We start from the raw sequence: 21888 nt of genomic DNA, 5'->3' as shown, positions 1-21888 counted from the left end.
ATATAATGCTCCGAGTACAGCAATCAGTTTCAAAAAATTATTGATAATGGCGGTCAATGTTAGAGTCGGGCGAGGAGTAGCGTTAAAACGACGAATTACCATGGGCAAAGCCCACCACATAGGGTAGGCTAGAAATTCACAATAATAAGGACTAACTGCATGCTGCAATTGAACATTTTTCACAAAGCCGCGCGACAGGTTAATGCATTAGGTAAATCAACTATTGCGTTTTCGGTATTGTTTGTCGTGTCTGCCTCTTCAGCTTGGGCAGCGTTACCAAGCATTGGTGAATTCACCAGCGACATGACCAAAAAAGATGGTTTAATTCCTGTTTACTATGACGATGAAAGCGACAAAGTTTACTTGGCCGTGCCTACAAGCGATGCTGAATATTTGTTCCAAAGCAGCTTGCCGTATGGTGTAGGTTCAAACGATATTGGCCTTGATCGCGGACAACTTGGCGATACGCGTTTGGTCAGCTTTGAAAAATTTGGTAACAAGGTTTTATTAAAGCAGCACAATACCAAATACCGCGCGACCCACGGCAGCGACGCCGAAAAGCAGAGTATTGATGAAGCTTTCGCAGATTCGGTCATTGCTGGTTTTACGTTGGTAGCTAAAAGCGATAACACTAGCCTTATCGACTATACGCCTTTTCTGTTAAGTGATATTCACGGTATCGGCAACCGTATGGCACGCACCAAGCAAGGTAGCTTCAGCGTAGATAAAATGCGAAGTGGCGTGTACTTACCAAAAACCAAAGGCTTTGAAAAGAATACTGAATTAGAGGCTCTAGTCACTTTTGCTGGCAAAAAGCCGGGCGAATACGTGCAGCAAGTTACGCCCGACCCAGAAAGTGTGACGGTTCACTTGCATCACTCGTTTGTGGCACTGCCTGACGACAACTACACACCCAGAGAATACCACCCATATTCTGGCTACTGGAAATTCAGCTACTTTGATTATTCAACCCCTATTAGTGAACCTACCGAACAGCGATTTATTACCCGCCACCGTTTAAACAAGAAAACCCCGCATGCGGCGAAGAGCGAAGCTGTTGAGCCTATTGTGTACTACCTTGACCCTGGTATCCCCGAGCCAGTAATGACAGCGCTTAAAGAAGGTGCGAGCTGGTGGAATCAAGCCTATGAAGCTGCAGGCTACAAGGACGCGTTTCAGGTAAAAGTACTGCCTGAAGGTGCAGACCCCATGGACGTGCGCTACAACGTCATTAACTGGGTGCACCGCGCAACGCGCGGTTGGTCATACGGTTCGTCGGTTGTCGACCCACGTACAGGTGAAATTATTAAAGGTCACGTTACACTTGGTTCGCTGCGTGTAAGACAAGATTATCTAATCGCCCTTGGCCTCACCAGCCCGTTTAAAGAAGGCAACACCGACACTACTGCTCAGCAAGAAATGGCTTTGGATCGCATTAGGCAGCTGTCTGCTCACGAAGTAGGGCATACGTTAGGCATAGCACACAATTTTGCCGCAAGTGAAAACAACCGTGCGTCGGTGATGGATTATCCTCATCCCAAAATTAGCATTAAAAATGGCAAAATTAGCTTAGAAGGTGCCTATGAGAAAGGTATAGGCGCATGGGATATACACGCCGTAGCGTATGGTTACCAAGACTTTGCCAGCGACGTAGAAGAAGCCGAAGCTTTGGCAAAAATTATCGTAAAAGGTCGCAACGAGGGCTTAAGCTTTAAATCAGACCCAGATACCCGCAGCAGTCGCCATGCATCGGCAAACGGCCATATGTGGGAAAACGGCAGCAACCCGCTAGATGCCTTTGATCAAATTTCACAAGTGCGCGAACAGGCACTAGCCAATTTAGGTTTGGACACCTTAAGCCCAAACAGTAGTTTATCGTCTCTTGAAAATGCTTTAGTACCTATTTACTTGCTACATCGCTATCAGCTAGAAGCTGTAGCAAAGCAAGTGGGCGGCTTGGTGTATGAATATGAACGTAAAGGTGACTATACCCAAGCGCAGGGCCAGCAGTTTGTAGCACCCGCGGTGCAGCAACGCGCAATGCAGCAGTTGATTACCGCCACTACTGCCGATTACTTAACTATTCCTGAGTCGGTCCTCGCGCTCATTCCACCCACAGCATACGGTGACGACATTACTCGCGAGCACTTTAAGGGCAAAATGGGCTTAATGTTAGACCCTGTTTCTGCCGCTGCTTCGGCATCCAACTTTGCTTTTGAGTTGTTATTACACCCAGAGCGCTTGAACCGCCTAGAGTGGCAAACAAGAAGCACTAACGATAGACGCAAAAAAGTGGGCGTTTCAATGCTAGTGAAGCAAATACTTAGCGTACATTGGTATAAAAACAAGTCGCAAAGCCCGCTAGCCAAGCGCTTACAGTTAGTGGCGTTAAATGCAGTGATGAAAGCAGTAACTAACGACAAGCTAGCACCCGAAGTAAGATTGGAAGCTGAACTCGCCTTGCTTGAATTTAGCGAATGGTTAGACGATGAAGCAGACAACAATCAGTATGAAATACTGAAAGAGCAGTTTGATACCTATTGGGCGAGTAAGGCATGGCCAAGTAGCTTTGAGGTAGAGCCACTGCCGCCAGGATCGCCGATTTAAGGAAGCTGATAATTAATGTTAGGGACAACGCGTTTAGAGCAAAACCATAGCCCGAGTAATAAGCAAGTGCCGCAAGGAACCTTTGCGGCCTTGATCACTCCTTTACTCGCTGTACTACTTCTAATAATAGTTCCATTAGCAGAAAGTCTGTATGGCGGTGTGCTGTGGGACTTGAACTACCATTCCCCCAGGTTCATGTCACAGGTCGGCGACGCGTTAGCCTTAGTTAAACTTATAGCGCTTTGTGCAGGTGTTTACCTGCTCTTTACGCAGCACGGTACATTGAGATATCTTGTTAAAAGTAAATGGTTAACTGTTGCTTTGAGCAGTGTTTTAGCAATAGTGGCACTCATTCAGATTGCGATAGGTCTATTAGGTGTTCTGATTGATGCAACACTAGGAGCTAACCGAGACTACTTTCATAAAGAATTTGCAATAGAAAATAACACTATTTACGTGTTTACCGCAGATCCAGGTGCAATGGGTACGGCCTACCATTATTTCTATTTAAAATGCCCACTACCTTTAAACCGCTATGAATTAAAGTTTATTGAAAAAACAAATTGGGTACGGGAGCTAGAGCTTAAAGCTTCTGATAATGGTTTTGACGTATTTAATCAGCGTGGTGAGTTTAAATATCGCGTTAGTTTGGGTGAAGTAGGGTGTGGTTAGTTACCTTGAAAGTAGGGTAACTGTCAGATCAAGTCTGAGCTGGTACGATTTAGTGAGTAGTTTGTTTCTCTATTTGATTTGGCACTTTCGTCACAATACTTGGTCCTTCCTGTGTGTTTCAATCAGATAGATGCATAGCGTATTTCATTTGTTGATGAAGCACCCTAATGACGAAAATGCCGTCATCGACTTTTTTATAGAAGACCATGTGCCTATGAACGGGGAATTGTAAGTAATTCTTTCTAATGTCCTCCGCTGAAGTACCTACATTCGGGGTTTCCGCCAGAACAACTAGAGCTTCATGTAGGGCAACAAGATAGGCTTCAGCTTGAGTTACGCCGTGAACATTGGCTGAATAATCGTAAATGCGGGAGATATCTTCCTCTGCTTTGTTAGAGAGGATGTATTCGTTCATTCAGAGGCTCGAGCTTTCTTAGCTTGAATAATATCCAAAACATTCTTGTCACTTTTCCCACTCAACTCACCTTCTATGAGGACTAAGCTAATTGCCTCACGCTCACTCTGATTGCGACGTACTAGATCGCGAATATAATCACTAGCATTAGCAAATTTGCCAGTTTTTACTTGCTCATCAATCCACGTACGCATTTCGTCAGGAAGTGACACGTTTAAAGTTGCCATTGTCTATTTCCGAATGTTCACCATTCAGAAATTATGGCAAATATTGACAAAGATTGCCAATGGGGCAGTGAGGGTTTGGTTTAACCGGTGTCCCCGAAGCACTTCGCTAAACGACCAATTTGGCGTCGCTCGAAACACTGCGCTTTATAAAAATTCGTCCTTTTGCTTTGCAAACAGAAGTCCTACGAGTTCATAGGCACCTTAAGGTACAACGCCGCCGTTCAATACAATAAATTGAACGGCAGGGCGCACTTTGAAGAATAAGTTCGTAATTTGCGAGAGACTATCTACGTACTCTAATCAACCATGTTGTAATTGAAGTTTCATTCCATCAACGTGCATACAAAAACCTACAACTCCTTATAATTCGTAAACACCTTATACAACTGCGTTCCGCTCAATACCGAAGCAGAAGGGAAGTGGAGAATTGGGATCAAATCGCAAGGCGCTTCTAGCGTTCTGCTGCCATTGTCGGTGTCGAGATCATCAATATTTAAAATCTGCGCTAGCGGTTCGCCTTTTTTCACGGTTTGGCCTGGTTTTGCCATGTATTCAACCATGCCACCCCAGTTTGTGAATAACGTTTTATAGTCTTTTAAATATACGCCTAAACGCTGCATTGCTTTCGGTTTAATATCGCATTCGTGCAGCACGCCTTTGGCGTTTAGGTAGCTAAGAATGCTGGTGGCATCTATGTTACCTTCGTTAAAGTCGATCACTTCCTGGCTACCCATTTCTAGCGTGAAAGCCTCTACATTAAAGCTAATCTCGCGCTCTAAATTAGTTTTTATGCTTTCTTGCAGTGTCCACCACGGGCAGAACGTCGCTTCATCTAATGCACCTGCAAATACGTTTGGAATAAAAATACAGTGGGGGATGTTAAATAGCTTGGCGCTGTCTTTGGCATATTCGGGAATATAAACGTGACGGGTAGACACAGGGCCGTTATGAAGGTCTAGTACAAAGTCGGCGTTCACCGCCATTTGTTGTAGTTTCAGGTTTAACTGTTGTGCCAAGCCTAACCCCCAGGGTTCGGCCAGTTTGTTGTCGATAGCATTAGAAAGGTGCGCACGAAAACGTTGTTTTATGCCTTCAATAGACTCTTCGCGTGTAACGGTTTTGGCGAAATGCTCAACCGCATCTTTATCGAAGAAATAGCCGCGGTTCCAGTTTGTGCCGTTCACAGGGTCGAACCGGCCTAATGTGTACTCACCGGCTTTAATGTTAGTACCAATGGGATTACAGTTGGGCACTAAAATAATTTCGCCACAAATATCCATGTCTTTAAGGCGCTGAATAAGATGGTAAATAACTACATTACCTTGAACTTCAGCACCGTGAATAGAGCTTTGAATATACACGGTGGGGCCAGGGCGGGCGCCCTTCATTCGATAAATTGGCACGTTCATATTACGTCCAGACGCGTTTTGCGCCACTACCATGTGTTTTTTTACTACTTGGGTTGTCATTTAAATCAACCTATTTTCTGTCTATTTTTCTAACGAAAACGCGGCAATCATATTGATAGGAGTATTTGTAACGACCCAAGCGTTTTCAGATGATTGCTCAAAATACATAAATCGTAACATTTTGATGATTGTTCAGTGAAACTATTTCCAAATAGCGCCGTCTCAAAAACTATCTATTTTCAGAATGAAACTGTGATGAAACTAACAAAAATAATTCCCTTAATTATACTGCTGGTTTTGGCTTCTGGGTGTACGTCGAAACAGTTGTATAACGCAGCGCAACAAAACCGGTTACAAAACTGCAGCGAATTGCAGGGAGCGCAACGAAATGAGTGCGAAGCACGGTATCAAAAAGATTATGAAACGTACGAACGTGAACGCCAAGAAGTCTTAAACGATAAAAAGTGATTTTGCGAATGTTAAAGGGCAGGTCTCTATACCGAAATGGTTAGCAACAATTACGTTTAATAGTTACCTGCCATCTTAAATTTTATGGTTTGTTTAATTGCATTCAGCAAGCACAAAGCTCGCAGTCCACGCCTTTTGGTAGCTTCCAATTTCGCCATTCATGCGAAAGCGCATCAAAGGTCATTAACGTGTTTTTTGGGATATTATCGAAATCCATCAATACTTGCATAGCTAGCATGGCTTGGTAAGTACCAACAATATTTACTACAGGCGAGAATATACCTGCCTCTACACAGCTTAAATCAGGCGATTCAAAAAGCGTCCGCAAACATGCATAGCAACGGCTCTCACCGGGTATAGCTACAAAAAGCTGGCCTTCAAAGCGAATGGCTGCGCCCGACACCAGTGGAGTATTTAGTTTAAAACACAATAGGTTTATTAAATCTCGCGAGTCTGTATTGTCCGTGCAATCTAGCACAACGTCAGCACGCTCTATGGCCTGTTTTAACGCTGCTGACAGCTGAGTAGGGCCCTTAGTTCTGCCGGGCGCCGCAAACGGTTCTGCCATTACGGTAATGTCGCAGTCGCTGTTGATTGCACTAAGCCGCGCTTTAGCTGCCTCTACTTTACTTGTGCCAACATCTTGTTCGCTAAACAAGGTTTGCCTTGGCAGGTTAGTGGCCTCGACTGTGTCGTGGTCGATAAGCGTGAGGGAGCCCACGCCACTGGCGCAAAGGCTAGTGGCGGCCGCAGTGCCAAGCCCCCCAATACCAATAATACAAATGTTGGCGTTTAGTAGCGATTCTTGACCGTCTAGGTCTATTTTAGGAAGCACAATATGGCGGTTATAGCGCATAGCCTGCTGATTAGTTAGGCTTTTAGACATAGTTTATGGCAACTTAGTTGTTGAATTCATGGCATGCACCCTTATAAAGTGATTACCAAATAGTATTTTGGCTGGTACTTTATCAAAAACCGCCAAAATGTCGCATATCAAATTAGGATTTCATATGTCAGTTGTCAGCCAACCCCTTAATATTGCCGTTCTTACTATTTCAGATACGCGCACCCTCGAAAACGACAAGTCGGGAGACTATTTGAAAGAGGCGCTTACCTCGGTTGGCCATAACCTTTACGATCGCGATTTGGTGAAAGACGATATTTATCAGCAGCGCGCCGTGGTCTCGAAGTGGATTGCCGACAAGAACATTCACGCGGTATTAATTACTGGTGGTACAGGCTTTACGCATCGTGATTCAACGCCAGAGGCCATTAGTGTATTGTTCGACAAAGAAGTGGACGGCTTTGGTGAGCTATTTCGCCAAATTAGCTATGAAGAGATTGGTACATCAACCATTCAGTCTCGCGCGGTAGCGGGTTTCGCCAATAATACGGTTGTTTTTTGCCTGCCGGGCTCAACAGGCGCGTGTCGCACAGCGTGGGAAAAGATTATCTCTAGCCAGCTAGATGCCGACTTCAGACCGTGTAACTTCGTAAAGCATTTGGTGGAAGCATGAGTACGTTTAGCCATCTAAATGCTGGCGGCGAAGCCAACATGGTAGACGTTAGTGACAAAGATGTTACCAAGCGAGAAGCCACAGCAGAAGGCTTCTTGTACGTAAGCGAAGACGTTATTCGCCAAATTTCTGAAGCAAAAATTGCAAAAGGGGATGTCTTCGCCGTTGCCCGAGTAGCTGGTATCCAAGGGGCGAAACGCTGCGCCGATCTTATTCCTCTTTGTCACCCATTGGCACTGTCAAAGGTTGATATAAACTTCGACATTCAGGCCGACCAAAACCGAATTAAAGCCACCTGCTATTGTAAGCTAAGCGGTAAAACCGGCGTTGAAATGGAAGCGCTCACTGGTGTAAATGTGGCGCTGTTAACCTTGTTTGATATGTGCAAAGCCATCGACCCTGGCATGCATATGGAAGGGGTACGGGTACTGGAGAAAAAGGGCGGTAAGACAGGCCACTGGCAGTCTGACACCTAGTTCACACAAAGTAGCGATCTTTAAAGTAACGTACAGAAAGTGCATGCCCGCCTAATGAGTAACCTACTCTAGGTTCAATGCATTTCCGAGGCTTGAAAAGATTGATCAGCGAGCGCACAAAGCGACGTTAACAAAGTAAATAACAGGCAAAGCATGCAGGTAACGGTAAAAACATTCGCACAAACCCGAGAGATTACGGGAGAGGACAATATCGCGCTTAATTTAAGTGATAACAGCACGATTGAAGCCGTAATATCTCAGCTTAAGACGCGCAGTGACAAGTGGGCATTAGCCCTAGAGGGCAGTGTACTAACTGCCTGCAACCAAGAGCTCTGCGACCTGCAAACCGTACTTAGCGACGGCGATGAGCTGGCGCTGTTTCCACCTGTGACAGGGGGCTAGGTATGTTTGCACTAGTTCAAGTAGAAGATTTCGACCAAGGCGAGCTTTACGCTAGGTTAAAACAGTCGGCAGACGAAAAGGCGTGCGGCAATACAGGCGCGATTGTTACTTTTACTGGGTTAGTGCGGGATTATAATAATTCTGGCGACATAGACGGTATCGAATTAGAGCATTATCCCGGTATGACCGAAAAAGCGTTGATGCTGCTCCTTGAACAAGCAGTAGAGCGTTTTGAACTTAATAGCGCTGGTGCACTGCACAGAGTAGGGCGCATATATAATAACGAACAAATTGTATGGGTGGGGGCCGCTGCTCCCCATCGCCAGGCGGCGTTTGACGCGGCCAGCTATTTGATGGACATGCTTAAGCAATCTGTACCCCTTTGGAAAAAAGAGTTCAAGGGCGATAAATCTGAATGGGTTGCGGCAAAAGCGTCTGACGATAAAGCGGCACTTAAGTGGATGCGCAAAAAGTAATGGTTTTTTCTTTGGCAATGCGACTTTCAAGCTTTGTTAACTTGGCCATGCTTATTTTGGTAAGTGTTATTGCAAGCGCAAGTGCAAGCCCAAGTGTAGCCGCAGGCATTACGACTTTTGCCAGTTCTGTGGCACGGGCGAGCAGTTTTGAAACGGCGAATAATACTGTAAATGAAGAGAGCGTTATTAGTGCCGACAAACAAAACCAGTCAGTAAATTTCAAGCGCGACGAAAAAATCAACGTAGCCGTTGCGGCAAACTTTGCAAAACCACTAAAGAGTATTGCCGAGCAGTTTACTGAGCTTACCGGTATAGAAGTCGCGGTAACCGTATCTTCTAGCGGTACTTTATATGCACAAATACAACATGGTGCTAGCTTTGACGTTTTTCTATCTGCAGATCACGCTAGGCCGCAAGCCTTGGTTAATAATGATTTAGTGCACCACAGTAATCTGGTGGATTATGCTAAAGGCAAGCTGGCGTTTGTCTATGCTGGCGACTTATCAAGTGAGGAATTTAGTGAAATTTCTAGTAAGACATCTAGCGAAACAAATTGCAGGGAAATCGCGGGCCCATCTACTGGAGAGACGACTGCACAAATAAACGTTCAGCTTACCGATTGCTTGTCGAAGCAGCTTGTTCAATTAATGGAAAATCCACGAAACAAGATAGCTATCGCAAATCCTAAACTGGCTCCCTATGGTGACGCAGCAAAGCAGACGCTGCAGAACTTGTCTCTATGGCGACAGTTTTTACCCCACAGAGTAATGGGTAAAAACGTGCTACAAACTTTGCAATTTTATACTACCGGTAGCGTGAAAGGGGCGTTCGTTGCTTACTCATTGGCCTTAGATTTGCCCGCAGACTTATCCCATAATTTGCCTTCTAATTTTAACAGTGTTGTTAATACCAAAAGCGCCGATGCTGTTACGGTTATCGTTCCAGTACCAGAAACCTTGTATCAACCCATTGTTCAGTCGTTGGTGGTTAACAGTAAAACGGTAGCTACACTATCACCGAATCTGTTCGAACCACTTCCAATTAAAAATGCGACAAGGCAAGTTGACGAGCCTGCTCACAAAAACGACGTAGAGACAACCAGAGCATTTAATTTAGTTGACGCTGATGGCGTGTCATCGCCCAGCCTTTTTGTTCAATATTTAATGTCGCAAGGGGTACAGCATAGCTTAATTGAATGGGGTTACGAACCTGCTATAACACATGGCGTTGGTAACTAAGTATGCTCACAGAATTTTTCGGAGCATCGACACTTGAGGCCATATTACTTACCTTAAAGCTGGCCTTTATTACAAGTGGTTTGTTGCTGTTAATTGCATTGCCACTAGCGTGGTTTTTAGCTAACTGGCAGAGCAAAGCTAAGCCCTTGGTTATGTCTGTGCTTGCATTGCCTTTAGTGTTACCACCAACTGTGCTGGGGTTCTATCTCCTTATTGCTTTTTCGCCGCAAAGTGCATTGGGGCAGGGGTGGCAAAGCCTAACAGGGAGCAATTTAGCATTTAGCTTTGAAGGTTTGGTATTGGGCTCTGTTATCTACTCACTTCCATTTGCCTTACAGCCACTGTATAGCGGCTTTTCACAATTGGATAACCGTTATTTAGATGTGGCAAAAACACTAGGCTTTTCGGCCTCCGAAGCTTTTATAAAAATAGTGCTGCCCTTAAGCAAAGCGCCCATCGTGGTGGCATTAGGCTTAAGCTTTGCCCATACCATAGGCGAGTTTGGCGTGGTGCTAATGATAGGCGGCAATATCCCTGGGGAAACTCAGGTGCTGTCTATCGCGTTATATGAACAGGTAGAAGCGTTGGAATATAACAGCGCACACAACCTTGCGTTGGCCCTTCTGATATTCTCATTCGTGATGCTCGCGGCGCTCTATCGTTTTAACGGTATCACCCGAAGTGATGAGGCGCGTTAATATGCAAATATCAGCACGACTTTCTAATCGCATTAACGCAAAAATCTCATTGCAGCATCAAAGCCGCTTCATTGGGGTTACCGGTCCATCAGGTGCAGGAAAAAGCAGCTTGTTTCGCGCCCTAAGCTGGCGTAGAAAAAAACGCAACAGTTCAAACACCGTGGGCTGATAAAAAAGTCGGTATCGTATTTCAGCAGCCCATGTTATTTCCCCATACCGATGTTCGTGGCAACTTGGCCTTAGCACAGCGCCACGCAACCTCGACTGCGCTGTCTATTGAGAAGAGCATGCTCGGATGCTATTGCGAGCATTTAATCGATAAGCCAGTTCAGGCGCTTTCTGGTGGAGAAGCTCAGCGGGTAGCGATCGCGAGAGCCTTGGTAAATGGCCCTGATGTGTTATTGCTAGATGAATCATTAAGTGCAATCGATATTTTTACCCGCCGTAAAATTTATCAATTTTTAAATAATCTATGTATGACAGGGCAGCTTACCTGCTTTGTTATTTCTCACGATTTAGACGACCTTGCCTTGTTCAGTGACGAACTAATTTATATTGATAAAGGCCGCACCGAGCTTTGTGGAAAAACGCGCGATGTGTTGACTCAAGTATTCGAAAAAGAAGGGGGGGAACGCCGTCTAGCGTACTTGAAGGGGTTAAAGTTACTGAGCAATGCGAAGCACACGACAGCAACCGGTCACAAAACGCCGTTGTCAGCTATAAACACGGTAGCGAAACGCAACAAAGTCAAAGTGTTTTGCCCTTACAAGGCAATGAGCAGTGCCAGTCGGAAAACGGAATTGAGCGCGTTAAGGTAGCGGGGCAAGAGATATTCGTCACTGCAGAATCGGTCTCCTATTTGCCTAAGCAAAGTGGTGACCAAGTATCTGTTCGTTTTGCAGTTAAAGCTTGTGATGTAAGTATCGATACCAATACTGCTGACTTTGGCAATGCCAGCACAATCAGTATTTTAAATGCGCTGCCATGTGTTATATCTAGCATCGAACCCGTGGCGAATTCACTCAGCCCCCTGAACGTGCCAGAAAATAACGCCGACACAAAACTCGCAGATGCAAAGCTAATTTCTAAAAAGCTAGCGACCGTAAACACCGCGAAAGTGTTGTTAAAACTTGATGTACTGAACAGTAACCAAACCCTTTATGCCAGCATTAGCTGTATCTCTCTATCGCGTCTTAAGCTTGATGTAGGGATGCAAGTGATTGCGCGGTTTAAACTGCCCTAGATTTAAATGGCTTTGGAGTAGCTACTGAGTATTTCCCTTGCGTTCAAATAAGCGTCGAAACGCGCACATATAGCCCGAATGTAAATGCGAGCAGACTCTGGCACTCGAATATACCGAGATGTCATTTCGATAAGCCCGTCTTCTTTAAGTTCTTCAAGGTTGTTTAAGGCTGAAGCAAAGTATTCATCAAATATGATGTGGTGCTTATCAGCAATTGCTTGTTTGTCTACCGCTAAATTGCACATTAAGCTAGAAATCACGTCTCTGCGAATAAGGTCGTCGACACTTAATGACAGCCCAACCTTCGCATTGGGCAGGTGGTTGTCTAAGCGATGGTAATATTCTTTTAGCTCCTTAGCATTTTGCGCAAAGGCATTACCTACGGTGCTAATGGCTGATACGCCGAACCCTATAAGGTCAGCGTCGCCACGTAAGGTATACCCTTGAAAGTTACGGTGAAGCTCACCTTTATTCTTGGCAATGGCTAAAGAGTCCTTGCTTAGGGCAAAATGGTCAAGGCCAATCATTTCATAACCTATGCTCGTAAAGCTTTTAACGGCAAGGTCGTATAACGACGCTTTTTCTTCACTGCTTGGTAGTGTTTCTTCCGCAAATTTGCGCTGCGCGGCAAACCGTTCAGGCAGGTGTGCGTAGCTAAAAAGCGAGATGCGGTCTGGCATCATGGCTTTCGTGGAAGCGATGGTCGATGAGAATGTTTCAATTGACTGATGTGGTAACCCATAAATTAGGTCTAAATTGACGGAGTCAAAACCAAGCGAGCGTGCTTCAAACACTAAGTCGGCAATGTGCGATGTGCTTTGCACGCGATTAATCGTTTTCTGTACGTTGTAGTCGGTGTCTTGCAAGCCAAAGCTGATGCGCGTGTAACCTAAGCATTTTAAATTTTGAAGGTAGCGTTTATCTATATTTCTGGGGTCTAATTCAATAGATAGCTCAGCCCCTGCCTCAAACGTGAAATGTTTTTTAAGCAGATACATTAAATAGGTATGTTGAGTCTTGCTTAGAAAGCTCGGAGAGCCGCCTCCTAAATGGAGTGAAACCACACGCCTACCTTCTGTTAAATAACGTTTAGACAAAATTTCTTTTTCTAGATAGTCTAAATATTCGTCTGCTTTTTCGTTGTGACGGGTTACCATTTTGTTGCAGCCACAGTAGTAGCACAGCGTTTTACAAAATGGGATGTGCACGTAGAGACTTACAGCCGGCGCTTTTGACACTGCAAGTGCTTTTGGAAGTATGTCATCTTGTAGCGGTTCAAATTTAAGTGCAGTAGGGTAAGAGGTATAGCGAGGCGCATTCAGCGCATATTTGGTAATGGTTGATACGGGGCGTTGTTGTAAGGCAATTATAGTCATCTTGGCTCTGCACTTTAATGTAGATATCTAGGCGCGAATTCAATTCGATGATTAAAGCTTACCGTATCACTTGGGAGGCTGATTTGATCTACTTCAAGGTTTTGGTATTAAACCTGATTATTGTTTTACTTCTTCCTGTTGTATTGATGCAGGCACTGTGGGTGCGAAGAAAGACCGCTGTACTGCCAGAGCCCGACGGCGAGCGGGTATTAACCTCTGCCGATAGTAAATTGCTACTAACTAATAACGTTTTGGTTATAGGCGATTCTGCCGCCGCTGGTGTTGGTGCAACGACGCAAATGGGGGCACTCACAGGTCTGCTGTATGCAGAGCTTGTTAAGCACGGCCCAGCCCGTGTATCGCTGCATGCCAAAACGGGGTTTAAAAGCGAAGATGTGCTTAGTCTTCTGCGAGATCTTCCCTGCGAAAGCTTCTCATCTGCGCTTATTTCTATAGGTGTTAACGATGTCACTAAATTTGTGTCACTAAAGCGATGGCAGCAAAATATTGATGCCATCAGTACACTTTTAACGCACAAATTTGGTTGCAAAAGAATACTTTTTACAGCGTTACCGCCTATTCATTGTTTTCCTGCGCTACCACAGCCCCTACGGGCACTGTTAGGCTGGCGAGCATTACTTTTAAACCAAGCTTTGGTTAAATCCGTAACAGCATGTTCTAACGCAGAAATATTGTATGTTACCGCGCTTAACTTAGGTGGTACTGTTGCCGATATTCAGCGAAGCGGCTTAATGGCTGAAGATGGCTTTCATCCGTCTTCTAAGGGCTATGAGATTTGGGCGCGCCTGGCTTTAGATAAAATCACACCCATTCACCATGCCGATATAAACGGTTCAAAAAAGACGTTTTAAAACTGACAGGCGACAACGAAAATAATTGCTAAATGGGGTTGAAGTTTCTTTTTGTAACCTTATCTAAGCCCTTATAAATTCATGACTTCAATAAAGCGAGTCCTATCATGGCAGCTAGTGAGCAAGGTACACAAGATGTACAGAAAGTAACGGTTAATATGGTATCTGATGTGGTATGCCCATGGTGTATCGTGGGGTATCAGCGGTTGCAAGAAGCGATTAAAACCCTTGATAACATTGAAGTAGATATCAAGTTTCATCCGTTCGAACTAAACCCTAATATGCCTGCTGAAGGACAAAACCTTCGTGAACACATTATGGAAAAGTACGGCATTAGCGAGCAGCAAAGTGTGGAGAATCGAGCGAGGCTTGTACAAGCTGGTGAAGAGTTAGGTTTTGCATTTAATTTCACTGACGACTCCCGTATGCAGAATACTTTTAAAGCCCATCAGCTTATTCACTTTGCAGCACAAAACGACCTTGAAGAAGAAATGAAGCTCAGCTTGTTTAACGCCTACTTCACTGAGGGTAAAGACGTGAACGATCTTGGTGTTCTAGTAGAACTGGCCGAGGCTGTAGGTCTTAATAAATCTGATGCAGCACAAGTGCTTAAAAGTGAAAAATACGCGCAAGTAGTGCGTGAGGAAGAAACCCTTTGGATGCAGCGCGGTATTCAAAGCGTACCTACGTTTGTGATTGGTAATCAGGGTGTGGCTGGTGCGCAGGAGCCTGAAACATTGGCTGCATTTATTGCTAAAGCAGCATCGCAGCAATAAGCAGGTCAGACGGGATCAGAGGTAGTTATGAGTAATCACGTTAACCATTTGTTGGCCCAGTGGCTTCCACTTAAAAACAAACACAAATGGGTGTTAGGTTTTACTTTTAAAACGGAAGGCTCATGCTATCGCAAAGCAGGCGCCATGATGCTGTTTAGTGATGCAGGGCATCAGCTAGGAATATTAAGCGGCGGCTGCTTAGAAAGTGACATCGTTAAAAAAGCCCAGCGCGTAATGACTGACGGCGTTAGCCGTACTGCAGTTTATGACGATGAAGATGAAGAAGATATTGCGTTTAAGCTAGGTGTTGGATGCGGCGGTGTAGTGCATCTAGCACTCGTGCCAGTTAATGAAAATAATAGTTATCTATCTTTGGATGTGGTTAGTAAAACCTTATCAAGCGGAAAGGCGTGTGAGTGGCACTGCGCTGTAGACGGTACCTTGGGTGAGTGTACGGAATTGGAAGACCATACTGCTACACCTAGAAAGGCCGAGCTAGATACTGTTAATGGCAAGCGCATGTTGTCGGTTTTGATGCTGCCGCCTATCCACCTACTTGTTGTAGGAGGTGGGTACGACGCTACCTTTATGACCAAACTGGCTAGTTTACAGGGTTATTTAGTAAGCCTTTGGGATCCAAGGCCCGCACAAGCAAGACTTGAACACTTTCCCGAGGTAAATTACTTGATTGAAGACCCGTCTACTGAAGGCTTACGTCTTCACATGGGCGAACATAATATTCAAGCGGCGGTGCTTATGTCCCATCATCGCGAAATTGATGCAAAGGCGCTGCAGGTGCTAAGTAAGCAGTCGTTAACCTATACGGCAATGCTTGGGCCGTTGCACCGCAAGCAGGAAATTATGGATTTAGCCGGGCTTGGAGATACCAACTTTACTCAGTATTTCGCGAGCCCTGCTGGCTTTGATATAGGCGGTGAACTACCTGAGCATATTGCACTGTCTGTTATTGCACAGTGTCATGCGGTGTTTCATACCAAACCTACGCATTTAAAGCGTTAGAAAGACTTTCTGAAGGTAACGCCAAAGCTTCTAGGTGCACCCGGGTAGGCCATGATCTTTCCGGTTTGTACTGGCACATCAAACCCGCTTCGTGCAACGTACTCTTCGTCGAATACGTTGCGCGACCATGCAATAACTTCACTATCCCATTGTGGAATAGTGAAACTTACGCGAACGTTAAATAATGAAAAGTCGTCAGCGTATTTGTACGGGTCGTTCGCATCATCAAGGAATACGTCCCCCGTGTATTGGTAGTCAATACTGGCGGAGGCAGGATAATTCCCAACTTCGAAATAGTGATTCAGCATAAGTGACAGTGAATTTTGTGGTTCGAAGCCCACGCGGTCTCCGTCTCTTGAACAGAACGGGTCGTTTGGCTCCACACGGCCCGGGTCGTCGATGCCAGTATGCCACGTGTACGCTACCCAACAGGTACCGCGTTTAAACTCATCAAAGCTCGCTAAAGTGCGCGAGGCGGCGGCATGTAATTCGGTGTTTTTTGTTACCAACCACGTTGCTTCAAGCTCTACACCTCTGACTATGATATCGCCCGCATTTTGCAAGTTGAAACCTGTTCCGGTAAAGGTCGTCGCCTGAAAGTCGCTAATTTGTGTGTAGTGCGCCGCGGCATTTACGCGAACGCCGTATCCTTCAAAATCGTGTTTAATGCCTATTTCGGCACTTCTTGATTTTTCAGCATCAAAAAGCGGGCTAAGTGAAGGTAAGATCCTGTCAGTATTCGTACCGCCTGCTTTGTAACCTGTGGCAAAACTGGCGTAGGTTAACGTGTTGTCGTTGGGGTGATAAGCCAGTTTCACTGTGCCGGTTAACTGTGAATCATCAATCTGTTCGTTTAAATCAGGGCGAGGCATAACCGCTGCCGAGCCTAAGAAAAAGTACCCCCAGCCTGCCTGCTGAAAAGGCGCAATGGCATTAAGTGATTCAGCAGAGGGCGCTTGGATAGTAGTCAAGGCTGCAGAGATGTCTTGTAAACCTTGTACCGCACGCCCGATATTAGGCCATTGTGCAGGATTTTGACTTAGTCCGTCAATACCAGGCCCTTGCTCGTCATACGCACCGACGATCGACTTTTCTTCGCGTGTATAGCGTAAGCCTGTGGTTAGCGTAAAATTGCGGTTTAACAGCCAATCGAACTGAGAAAATACAGCAATGCTGTCTTGTTCTTGATTAGCCGAGTGTACAAAAGCAGTACCGGACGGCGCTGGGGCTGCAGCAGGCGCAATAAAGCCTGATGTAACTGCAGATAGCTCGTTGATGGCGTTAGCCAAAGGCAGCAGATCGGGCGCGGCGGCATTAAAGAACGCACTAAAATCATCTTGCGTGGTAGTATCAAAGGTTAGGTCTAAGTTTTGGCTGTAATAGTAAACACCTATTAATCCACGCACATTCTCGCTGGTGTAATGCAATCTAACTTCTTGAGAAAACGACTGCTGCCTGGCGTCGTTAGTGGCAGTGAGAAGGTCCGCATCAGAAAAGTCGGTATCTACCGTATCTAAGCTGTCAAACGCGCGGTACGCGCTTATGCTCACTAAATTCCATGCTTTGTTTAAAGCCACATCTACTTGAACTGATAGCCCTTTGTCTTCCATTTTTGAAAGGGGAGTTTGCGACAGCGATGTTCTATAGTCGTAAAAGCTATCGCGCCCATAAATAGTTGCGTTGAATGGCGGTTGAAGCAGCAGCGCATCAGTGCCGAATTTACCCGCTATGTCATTGGCCTGAATGTTATTTTGAAACGTCAGTGCGCCGCAGCACCGCTCGTCTAGCTCGCCGTAATCGGCTATCAATCTTACGCTAATGTTTTCTGTCGGTGTATAAAGCAACTGCGCTTTTACCGCAGACCGATTACGGTTGTTTAGGGTTTGCCCGCTGGCCTCATCGGTAATAAAGCCATCGCCATGGGAACTAAATCCAGATACTCGCATGGCAAGAATATCGTCGATAAGTGAAAACGACGATCCTGCACTCAAGCGAACCAAATTGTCATTGCCAATAATAGCCTCAGCAAAGCCATTACGTTCGCCGTGTGAAGGCGCTACGGTTGATACCGTCACCGCGCCAGCGGCGGTATTCTTACCAAATAAGGTACCTTGGGGCCCGCGTAATACCTCGATAGATTCAATATCAACTAGATCGCTAATTAGTGCATTTTGTCTGGAGCGGTAGACGCCGTCTACATACAGACCTACCGATGACTCGAAGCCAAAGTTTTGAGAAGAAGTACCGATACCGCGAATAGAAAAGCCTGAATTAGTCACACTTTGGTTTTGAAACGCGCCAAATGCAGGTACGTAGTTTTGCAGGTCGAACATGTCACGACTAACGGTTTCTACCATATCTTGACCACTTAGGGCTGTGACAGCCACGGGAACGTCCTGCAAATTTTGTGATGTCTTCTGTGCCTGAACTATTATGTGTTCAAGTTTCTTGTTCGCAATTTGTATTTTTGTGCCATCGTCGGCGCTAGCGTGGGCACTAACAGAGCTAGCAGAAAATATAAGCGTAGTTAAAAGGCAATAAGTGATAGGGTTTACTGTTGCTCTTACATTTTCAGGATGGCAGGGCAAGGCGTATGTAAATGACTTCATTTTAGTTCTTTTTATCGTTTAGAAGCTAAGCGCCTCCAGCCAAACTTATCACGACAAAGTCGCGTCCATGTGCGCGCAGTCCTTTACATTTTGTCGTCTTTACTCCAATAAGACGTTTTGATTGCCTGTTATGTAGACAAATTAATCGAGCATATTCCACGCAATTGCGGCGAATAAGTCAAGTTTTGTTCAAAACGTTTGCCTCATGATCACAAAAGGCCGGTTCATAGTTTCACATGATGCATACTCATTCAAAATATTAATTAAACTTATACTGCTGTTTTACTTAGTATGTGATTTGAATTGGTTAACATATTCATAACATCAGGCAGCGGTATGACAGACATCTATTTAGTACGCCATGGCCAAGCATCTTTTGGGCAAGCGAACTATGACAAACTTAGTGAGTTAGGTGGGCAACAAGCTATCTGGCTTGGTGATTATTTTAAGCATCGAAACATTCAGTTCGATTCGGTATTTTCTGGCGATATGGTTCGCCATCACGAAACTAAAGAGGGCATTGCGAAAGGTATAGCATCTAGCGAATACTCATTGCCTGATGCAACAGTGCATAGCGCGCTTAATGAATTTAATTTTCAAGCGGTAGCTAAAGCGTATCTAACAAGATTTCCTGAAGCAAAAGTACCAGAAGGGGCATCGCCCTCTGAATATTATCGCCTGCTTAAAAAAGCAATGATTGCCTGGTCTGAAGATCAACTTGCTCACGAGTTGCTAGATGAAACTTGGAAGCAATTTGAAGACCGAGTTCACTCTATGCTTGCTCATCTTAAAACGACAGATGCTAAAAGAGTGCTGGTCGTTAGTTCTGGTGGTGCTATTGCCATGATGCTCAAACACATCCTTGGCTACGATTCTAAAACCGTTGTGAATATGAACTTACAAATTCGCAATGCCAGTTTTTCGCAATGCTTCGCCAATGCGCGAGGTGTTCACCTAAATAACTTCAACAGCGTACCTCACCTGGATGTGATTGACAGGTTACACGCCATTACCTACAGCTAAATGGGGCAGTTATGAACTTTGAATATAATGAAAAGACCCAAGCGCTTTTAGAAAAGCTAAAAGCGTTTATGAAAGAAGAAGTGTATCCGATTGAGAAAGAGTACATTCACGCCGTAGAAAATGGCTCAGCCAATGACGGTGAAGGTCGTTGGAAAACCCCGCAAATGATGCACACGCTAAAGCAACGTGCCAAAGAAGCGGGGCTTTGGAATTTGTTTTTACCTGAAGAATACAAGCCTTACGGTGCAGGTCTAACAAATGCTGAGTACGCGCCGCTTTGCGAAGAAATGGGCCGTGTATTATTCAGTGCGGAGATATTCAATTGTAGCGCTCCAGATACAGGCAATATGGAAGTGTTAGCCAAGTACGGTAACGAAGAGCATAAAAAGCAATGGTTAGAGCCGCTTTTAAACGGAGAAATACGCTCAGCTTTTGCTATGACTGAACCTGCAGTTGCGTCTAGCGATGCGACTAACATAGAAACATCTATTAAACGCGATGGTGACGAGTACGTAATAAATGGTCGTAAATGGTATACCAGTGGCGCAATGAACGAAAACTGCAAGATAATGGTGGTAATGGGCAAAACTGATTTTGATGCCCCTCGCCACCAACAGCAGTCTCAAATTTTGGTACCAATGGATACAAAAGGCGTAACTATTGTGCGCCCCATGGCAGCGATGGGCTACTACGATGAGCCAGTAGGCCACGCTGAGGTCTTGTTTGAAGACGTACGCGTACCGGCTGAGAACTTATTGCTAGGAGAGGGGCGTGGTTTTGAAATTGCCCAAGGTCGCTTAGGGCCGGGTCGTATTCACCACTGCATGCGTCTTATCGGCTGTGCACAGCGTGCTTTAGACATGGCATGTGAGCGTGTTGAACAGCGTGTCGCCTTTGGTAAGCCCTTATCAAAACAGCAGTCGATAAGAGAAAACATAGCGCAAATGCACTGCGATATTGAACAGGCTCGTTTGCTTACATTGAAGGCGGCAGACAAAATGGATCGCTACGGCAATAAGGTATCAAGAGACTTGATTGCAGCTATCAAGATTGTAGCGCCCACAATGGCATGTAAAGTTATCGACCAAGCCATTCAAATGCATGGCGCTGCCGGAACCAGTCAAGACTTTGTTCTATCTGCGATGTATGCGTATGCACGCACCATTAAGCTGGCCGATGGCCCAGATGAAGTTCATATGATGCAGCTTGGACGCAATTTAATTGCTGAAAAAAACGCGTAAGGAGTAAGTGTGCCAAACGACAAAGCTAATGCTCCACATGCAATAGACTTAACGGTGCTTAACGAATACTTATCTACTGCGTGCCCGAGCGTAGGGCACGTTGAAAGCGCTGATAAATTTGCAGGCGGACAATCGAATCCTACGTTTAAGCTAACTACGGATAACGGCGTTTATGTATTACGTCGCCAACCGCCGGGTAAGTTACTGAAATCTGCGCATGCAGTAGACAGAGAGTTCCGCGTTATTAACGCCTTGCAGCGCTCAGAAGTGCCAGTGCCTAAAGCGTACCATTTATGTGAAGATACTAGCATTATCGGCAGTATGTTTTACATTATGGCGTTTGTGGAGGGGGACATTTTCTGGAACAGCGCGTTACCGGAAGTAGAGTCTTCTGCAACACGCGGTGCAATGTACGATGAAATGAATCGAGTTCTTGCTGCGCTTCACAGCGTTGATATTGAATATGCTGGCTTAAGTGATTACGGCAAGCCTGGCAGCTACTTTGAGCGACAATTGAGTAGGTGGACAAAGCAGTACAGAGCATCTGAACTTGAGCATATCGAAGAGATTGAGCGTCTTATTCAGTATCTTGAAACTAATTTGCCTGAAGACGATGGCCAGGTGTCCTTAGTTCACGGCGATTTTCGCTTAGACAATATGATGTTCGATATGTCTAATACAGATAAACCGCAGGTGGCTGCAGTATTAGACTGGGAGCTTTCAACCTTGGGGCATCCTTACGCCGATTTGGCTTACCAGTGTATGCAACTGCGTTTGCCTTCTGACATTGCACACGCCGCTGGTCTAGGTGGGCTTGATAGAAAGCAGTTAGGAATACCTTCAGAAAAAGAGTATATCGATGCCTATTGCAAACGCAGGGGAATTGGCGCGATCAATAATTGGACATTCTATTTAGCGTTTAGCTTTTTCCGTCTAGCGGCTATCTTACAAGGTGTAGTGAAGCGCGCTCACGATGGCAATGCATCAAGTGAAAAGGCAATGCAGTTAGGCGCAATGGTGCGACCGCTCGCTCAAATTGCAAACCAAACCATACACCAAAGCGAATAAACGCCACACAACATATTTAATGACTTGCCATGCTATTTACGGTGGGCACGTCGAA

20 protein-coding genes and 1 pseudogene are annotated in these 21888 nt (G+C 45.3%); 15 read left to right on the top strand and 6 right to left on the bottom strand.

Annotated features, from left to right (window positions below; genetic code table 11):
* Positions 1-159 precede the first annotated feature (159 nt).
* Both ACYX4W_RS14590 and ACYX4W_RS14585 read left to right on the top strand, forming a co-directional pair.
* Complete coding sequence (locus ACYX4W_RS14590; RefSeq protein WP_474806316.1) at positions 160-2607, top strand: zinc-dependent metalloprotease; 2448 nt, start codon at positions 160-162, stop codon at positions 2605-2607.
* Positions 2608-2622: 15 nt separating this feature from the next.
* Positions 2623-3279 carry a hypothetical protein gene (locus tag ACYX4W_RS14585; protein ID WP_476073652.1) on the top strand — a complete coding sequence of 219 codons (657 nt, stop codon included), beginning with the start codon at positions 2623-2625 and terminating at the stop codon, positions 3277-3279.
* A 118-nt stretch (positions 3280-3397) separates the two neighbouring features.
* Here ACYX4W_RS14585 and ACYX4W_RS14580 read toward each other — a convergent pair whose 3' ends face one another.
* The 4 genes from ACYX4W_RS14580 to ACYX4W_RS14565 all read right to left on the bottom strand — a co-directional run bounded on the left by ACYX4W_RS14580 (position 3398) and on the right by ACYX4W_RS14565 (position 6684).
* A complete protein-coding gene (locus ACYX4W_RS14580; RefSeq protein WP_474806320.1) occupies positions 3398-3694 on the bottom strand; it encodes a type II toxin-antitoxin system RelE/ParE family toxin in 297 nt (98 codons plus the stop codon).
* Positions 3691-3921 carry a type II toxin-antitoxin system ParD family antitoxin gene (locus tag ACYX4W_RS14575; protein ID WP_476053926.1) on the bottom strand — a complete coding sequence of 77 codons (231 nt, stop codon included), beginning with the start codon at positions 3919-3921 and terminating at the stop codon, positions 3691-3693. The genes ACYX4W_RS14580 and ACYX4W_RS14575 overlap by 4 nt, the downstream gene beginning before the upstream one ends.
* 350 nt (positions 3922-4271) lie before the next feature.
* A complete protein-coding gene (locus ACYX4W_RS14570) occupies positions 4272-5390 on the bottom strand; it encodes a peptidase M14 (RefSeq protein ID WP_476073651.1) in 1119 nt (372 codons plus the stop codon).
* A 511-nt stretch (positions 5391-5901) separates the two neighbouring features.
* The gene (locus tag ACYX4W_RS14565; RefSeq protein WP_476073650.1) at positions 5902-6684 is read right to left on the bottom strand and encodes a HesA/MoeB/ThiF family protein; all 783 of its coding nucleotides are present in this window, start codon (positions 6682-6684) and stop codon (positions 5902-5904) included.
* A gap of 124 nt (positions 6685-6808) precedes the next feature.
* On the opposite strand from ACYX4W_RS14565, the gene moaB reads away from it, so the two are divergent.
* The 7 genes and pseudogenes from moaB to ACYX4W_RS14530 all read left to right on the top strand — a co-directional run bounded on the left by moaB (position 6809) and on the right by ACYX4W_RS14530 (position 11848).
* Positions 6809-7315 (top strand): molybdenum cofactor biosynthesis protein B, encoded by a 507-nt coding sequence (gene moaB, locus ACYX4W_RS14560; protein ID WP_476073649.1) that lies wholly within the window; start codon positions 6809-6811, stop codon positions 7313-7315.
* Positions 7312-7791, top strand: coding sequence for a cyclic pyranopterin monophosphate synthase MoaC (gene moaC, locus ACYX4W_RS14555; RefSeq protein ID WP_474856919.1), 480 nt, complete (start codon positions 7312-7314; stop codon positions 7789-7791). The genes moaB and moaC overlap by 4 nt, the downstream gene beginning before the upstream one ends.
* A gap of 153 nt (positions 7792-7944) precedes the next feature.
* Positions 7945-8193 (top strand): MoaD/ThiS family protein, encoded by a 249-nt coding sequence (locus ACYX4W_RS14550; protein WP_269918022.1) that lies wholly within the window; start codon positions 7945-7947, stop codon positions 8191-8193.
* Between the two features lie 2 nt (positions 8194-8195).
* The gene (locus tag ACYX4W_RS14545; RefSeq protein ID WP_476073648.1) at positions 8196-8669 is read left to right on the top strand and encodes a molybdenum cofactor biosynthesis protein MoaE; all 474 of its coding nucleotides are present in this window, start codon (positions 8196-8198) and stop codon (positions 8667-8669) included.
* On the top strand, positions 8651-9907 hold the full coding sequence (gene modA / locus ACYX4W_RS14540; protein WP_476073647.1) for a molybdate ABC transporter substrate-binding protein: 1257 nt from the start codon (positions 8651-8653) through the stop codon (positions 9905-9907). The genes ACYX4W_RS14545 and modA overlap by 19 nt, the downstream gene beginning before the upstream one ends.
* A gap of 2 nt (positions 9908-9909) precedes the next feature.
* Entirely contained in the window at positions 9910-10605 is a 696-nt protein-coding gene (gene modB / locus ACYX4W_RS14535; RefSeq protein ID WP_476073646.1) for a molybdate ABC transporter permease subunit, read from the top strand.
* Position 10606: 1 nt separating this feature from the next.
* Positions 10607-11848, top strand: a pseudogene (locus tag ACYX4W_RS14530) (ATP-binding cassette domain-containing protein).
* A gap of 2 nt (positions 11849-11850) precedes the next feature.
* Here the strand turns inward: ACYX4W_RS14530 and hemN are convergent.
* Positions 11851-13224: an oxygen-independent coproporphyrinogen III oxidase gene (gene hemN / locus ACYX4W_RS14525; protein ID WP_476073645.1), complete on the bottom strand. Its 1374-nt coding sequence runs from the start codon at positions 13222-13224 to the stop codon at positions 11851-11853.
* Between the two features lie 47 nt (positions 13225-13271).
* On the opposite strand from hemN, the gene ACYX4W_RS14520 reads away from it, so the two are divergent.
* The 3 genes from ACYX4W_RS14520 (at position 13272) to ACYX4W_RS14510 (ending at position 15892) form a co-directional block, all read left to right on the top strand.
* On the top strand, positions 13272-14096 hold the full coding sequence (locus tag ACYX4W_RS14520) for an SGNH/GDSL hydrolase family protein (protein ID WP_476073644.1): 825 nt from the start codon (positions 13272-13274) through the stop codon (positions 14094-14096).
* Positions 14097-14203: 107 nt separating this feature from the next.
* A complete protein-coding gene (locus ACYX4W_RS14515) occupies positions 14204-14872 on the top strand; it encodes a DsbA family oxidoreductase (protein WP_476073643.1) in 669 nt (222 codons plus the stop codon).
* A 27-nt stretch (positions 14873-14899) separates the two neighbouring features.
* A complete protein-coding gene (locus tag ACYX4W_RS14510; protein WP_476073642.1) occupies positions 14900-15892 on the top strand; it encodes an XdhC family protein in 993 nt (330 codons plus the stop codon).
* Here the strand turns inward: ACYX4W_RS14510 and ACYX4W_RS14505 are convergent.
* A complete protein-coding gene (locus ACYX4W_RS14505; protein ID WP_476073641.1) occupies positions 15889-18501 on the bottom strand; it encodes a TonB-dependent receptor in 2613 nt (870 codons plus the stop codon). The two genes, ACYX4W_RS14510 and ACYX4W_RS14505, sit on opposite strands and share 4 nt — an antisense overlap.
* A 336-nt stretch (positions 18502-18837) precedes the next feature.
* Between ACYX4W_RS14505 and ACYX4W_RS14500 the strand changes: the two genes are divergently transcribed.
* Genes ACYX4W_RS14500 through ACYX4W_RS14490 form a run of 3 tightly spaced genes read left to right on the top strand, consistent with a single transcriptional unit; the run spans position 18838 to position 21833 of the window.
* Positions 18838-19524, top strand: a complete 687-nt coding sequence (locus ACYX4W_RS14500; RefSeq protein WP_474806347.1) for a histidine phosphatase family protein — start codon at positions 18838-18840, stop codon at positions 19522-19524.
* Between the two features lie 11 nt (positions 19525-19535).
* Positions 19536-20765 carry an acyl-CoA dehydrogenase family protein gene (locus ACYX4W_RS14495; RefSeq protein ID WP_474856910.1) on the top strand — a complete coding sequence of 410 codons (1230 nt, stop codon included), beginning with the start codon at positions 19536-19538 and terminating at the stop codon, positions 20763-20765.
* Positions 20766-20774: 9 nt separating this feature from the next.
* The gene (locus ACYX4W_RS14490) at positions 20775-21833 is read left to right on the top strand and encodes a phosphotransferase family protein (RefSeq protein ID WP_476073640.1); all 1059 of its coding nucleotides are present in this window, start codon (positions 20775-20777) and stop codon (positions 21831-21833) included.
* Positions 21834-21888: the final 55 nt, after the last annotated feature.

The sequence above is a fragment of the Alteromonas sp. ABH4_454 genome, assembly GCF_056311775.1.
Note: the sequence above shows the minus strand (reverse complement) of the source record. Positions and strands in the feature narration are given on the sequence as shown.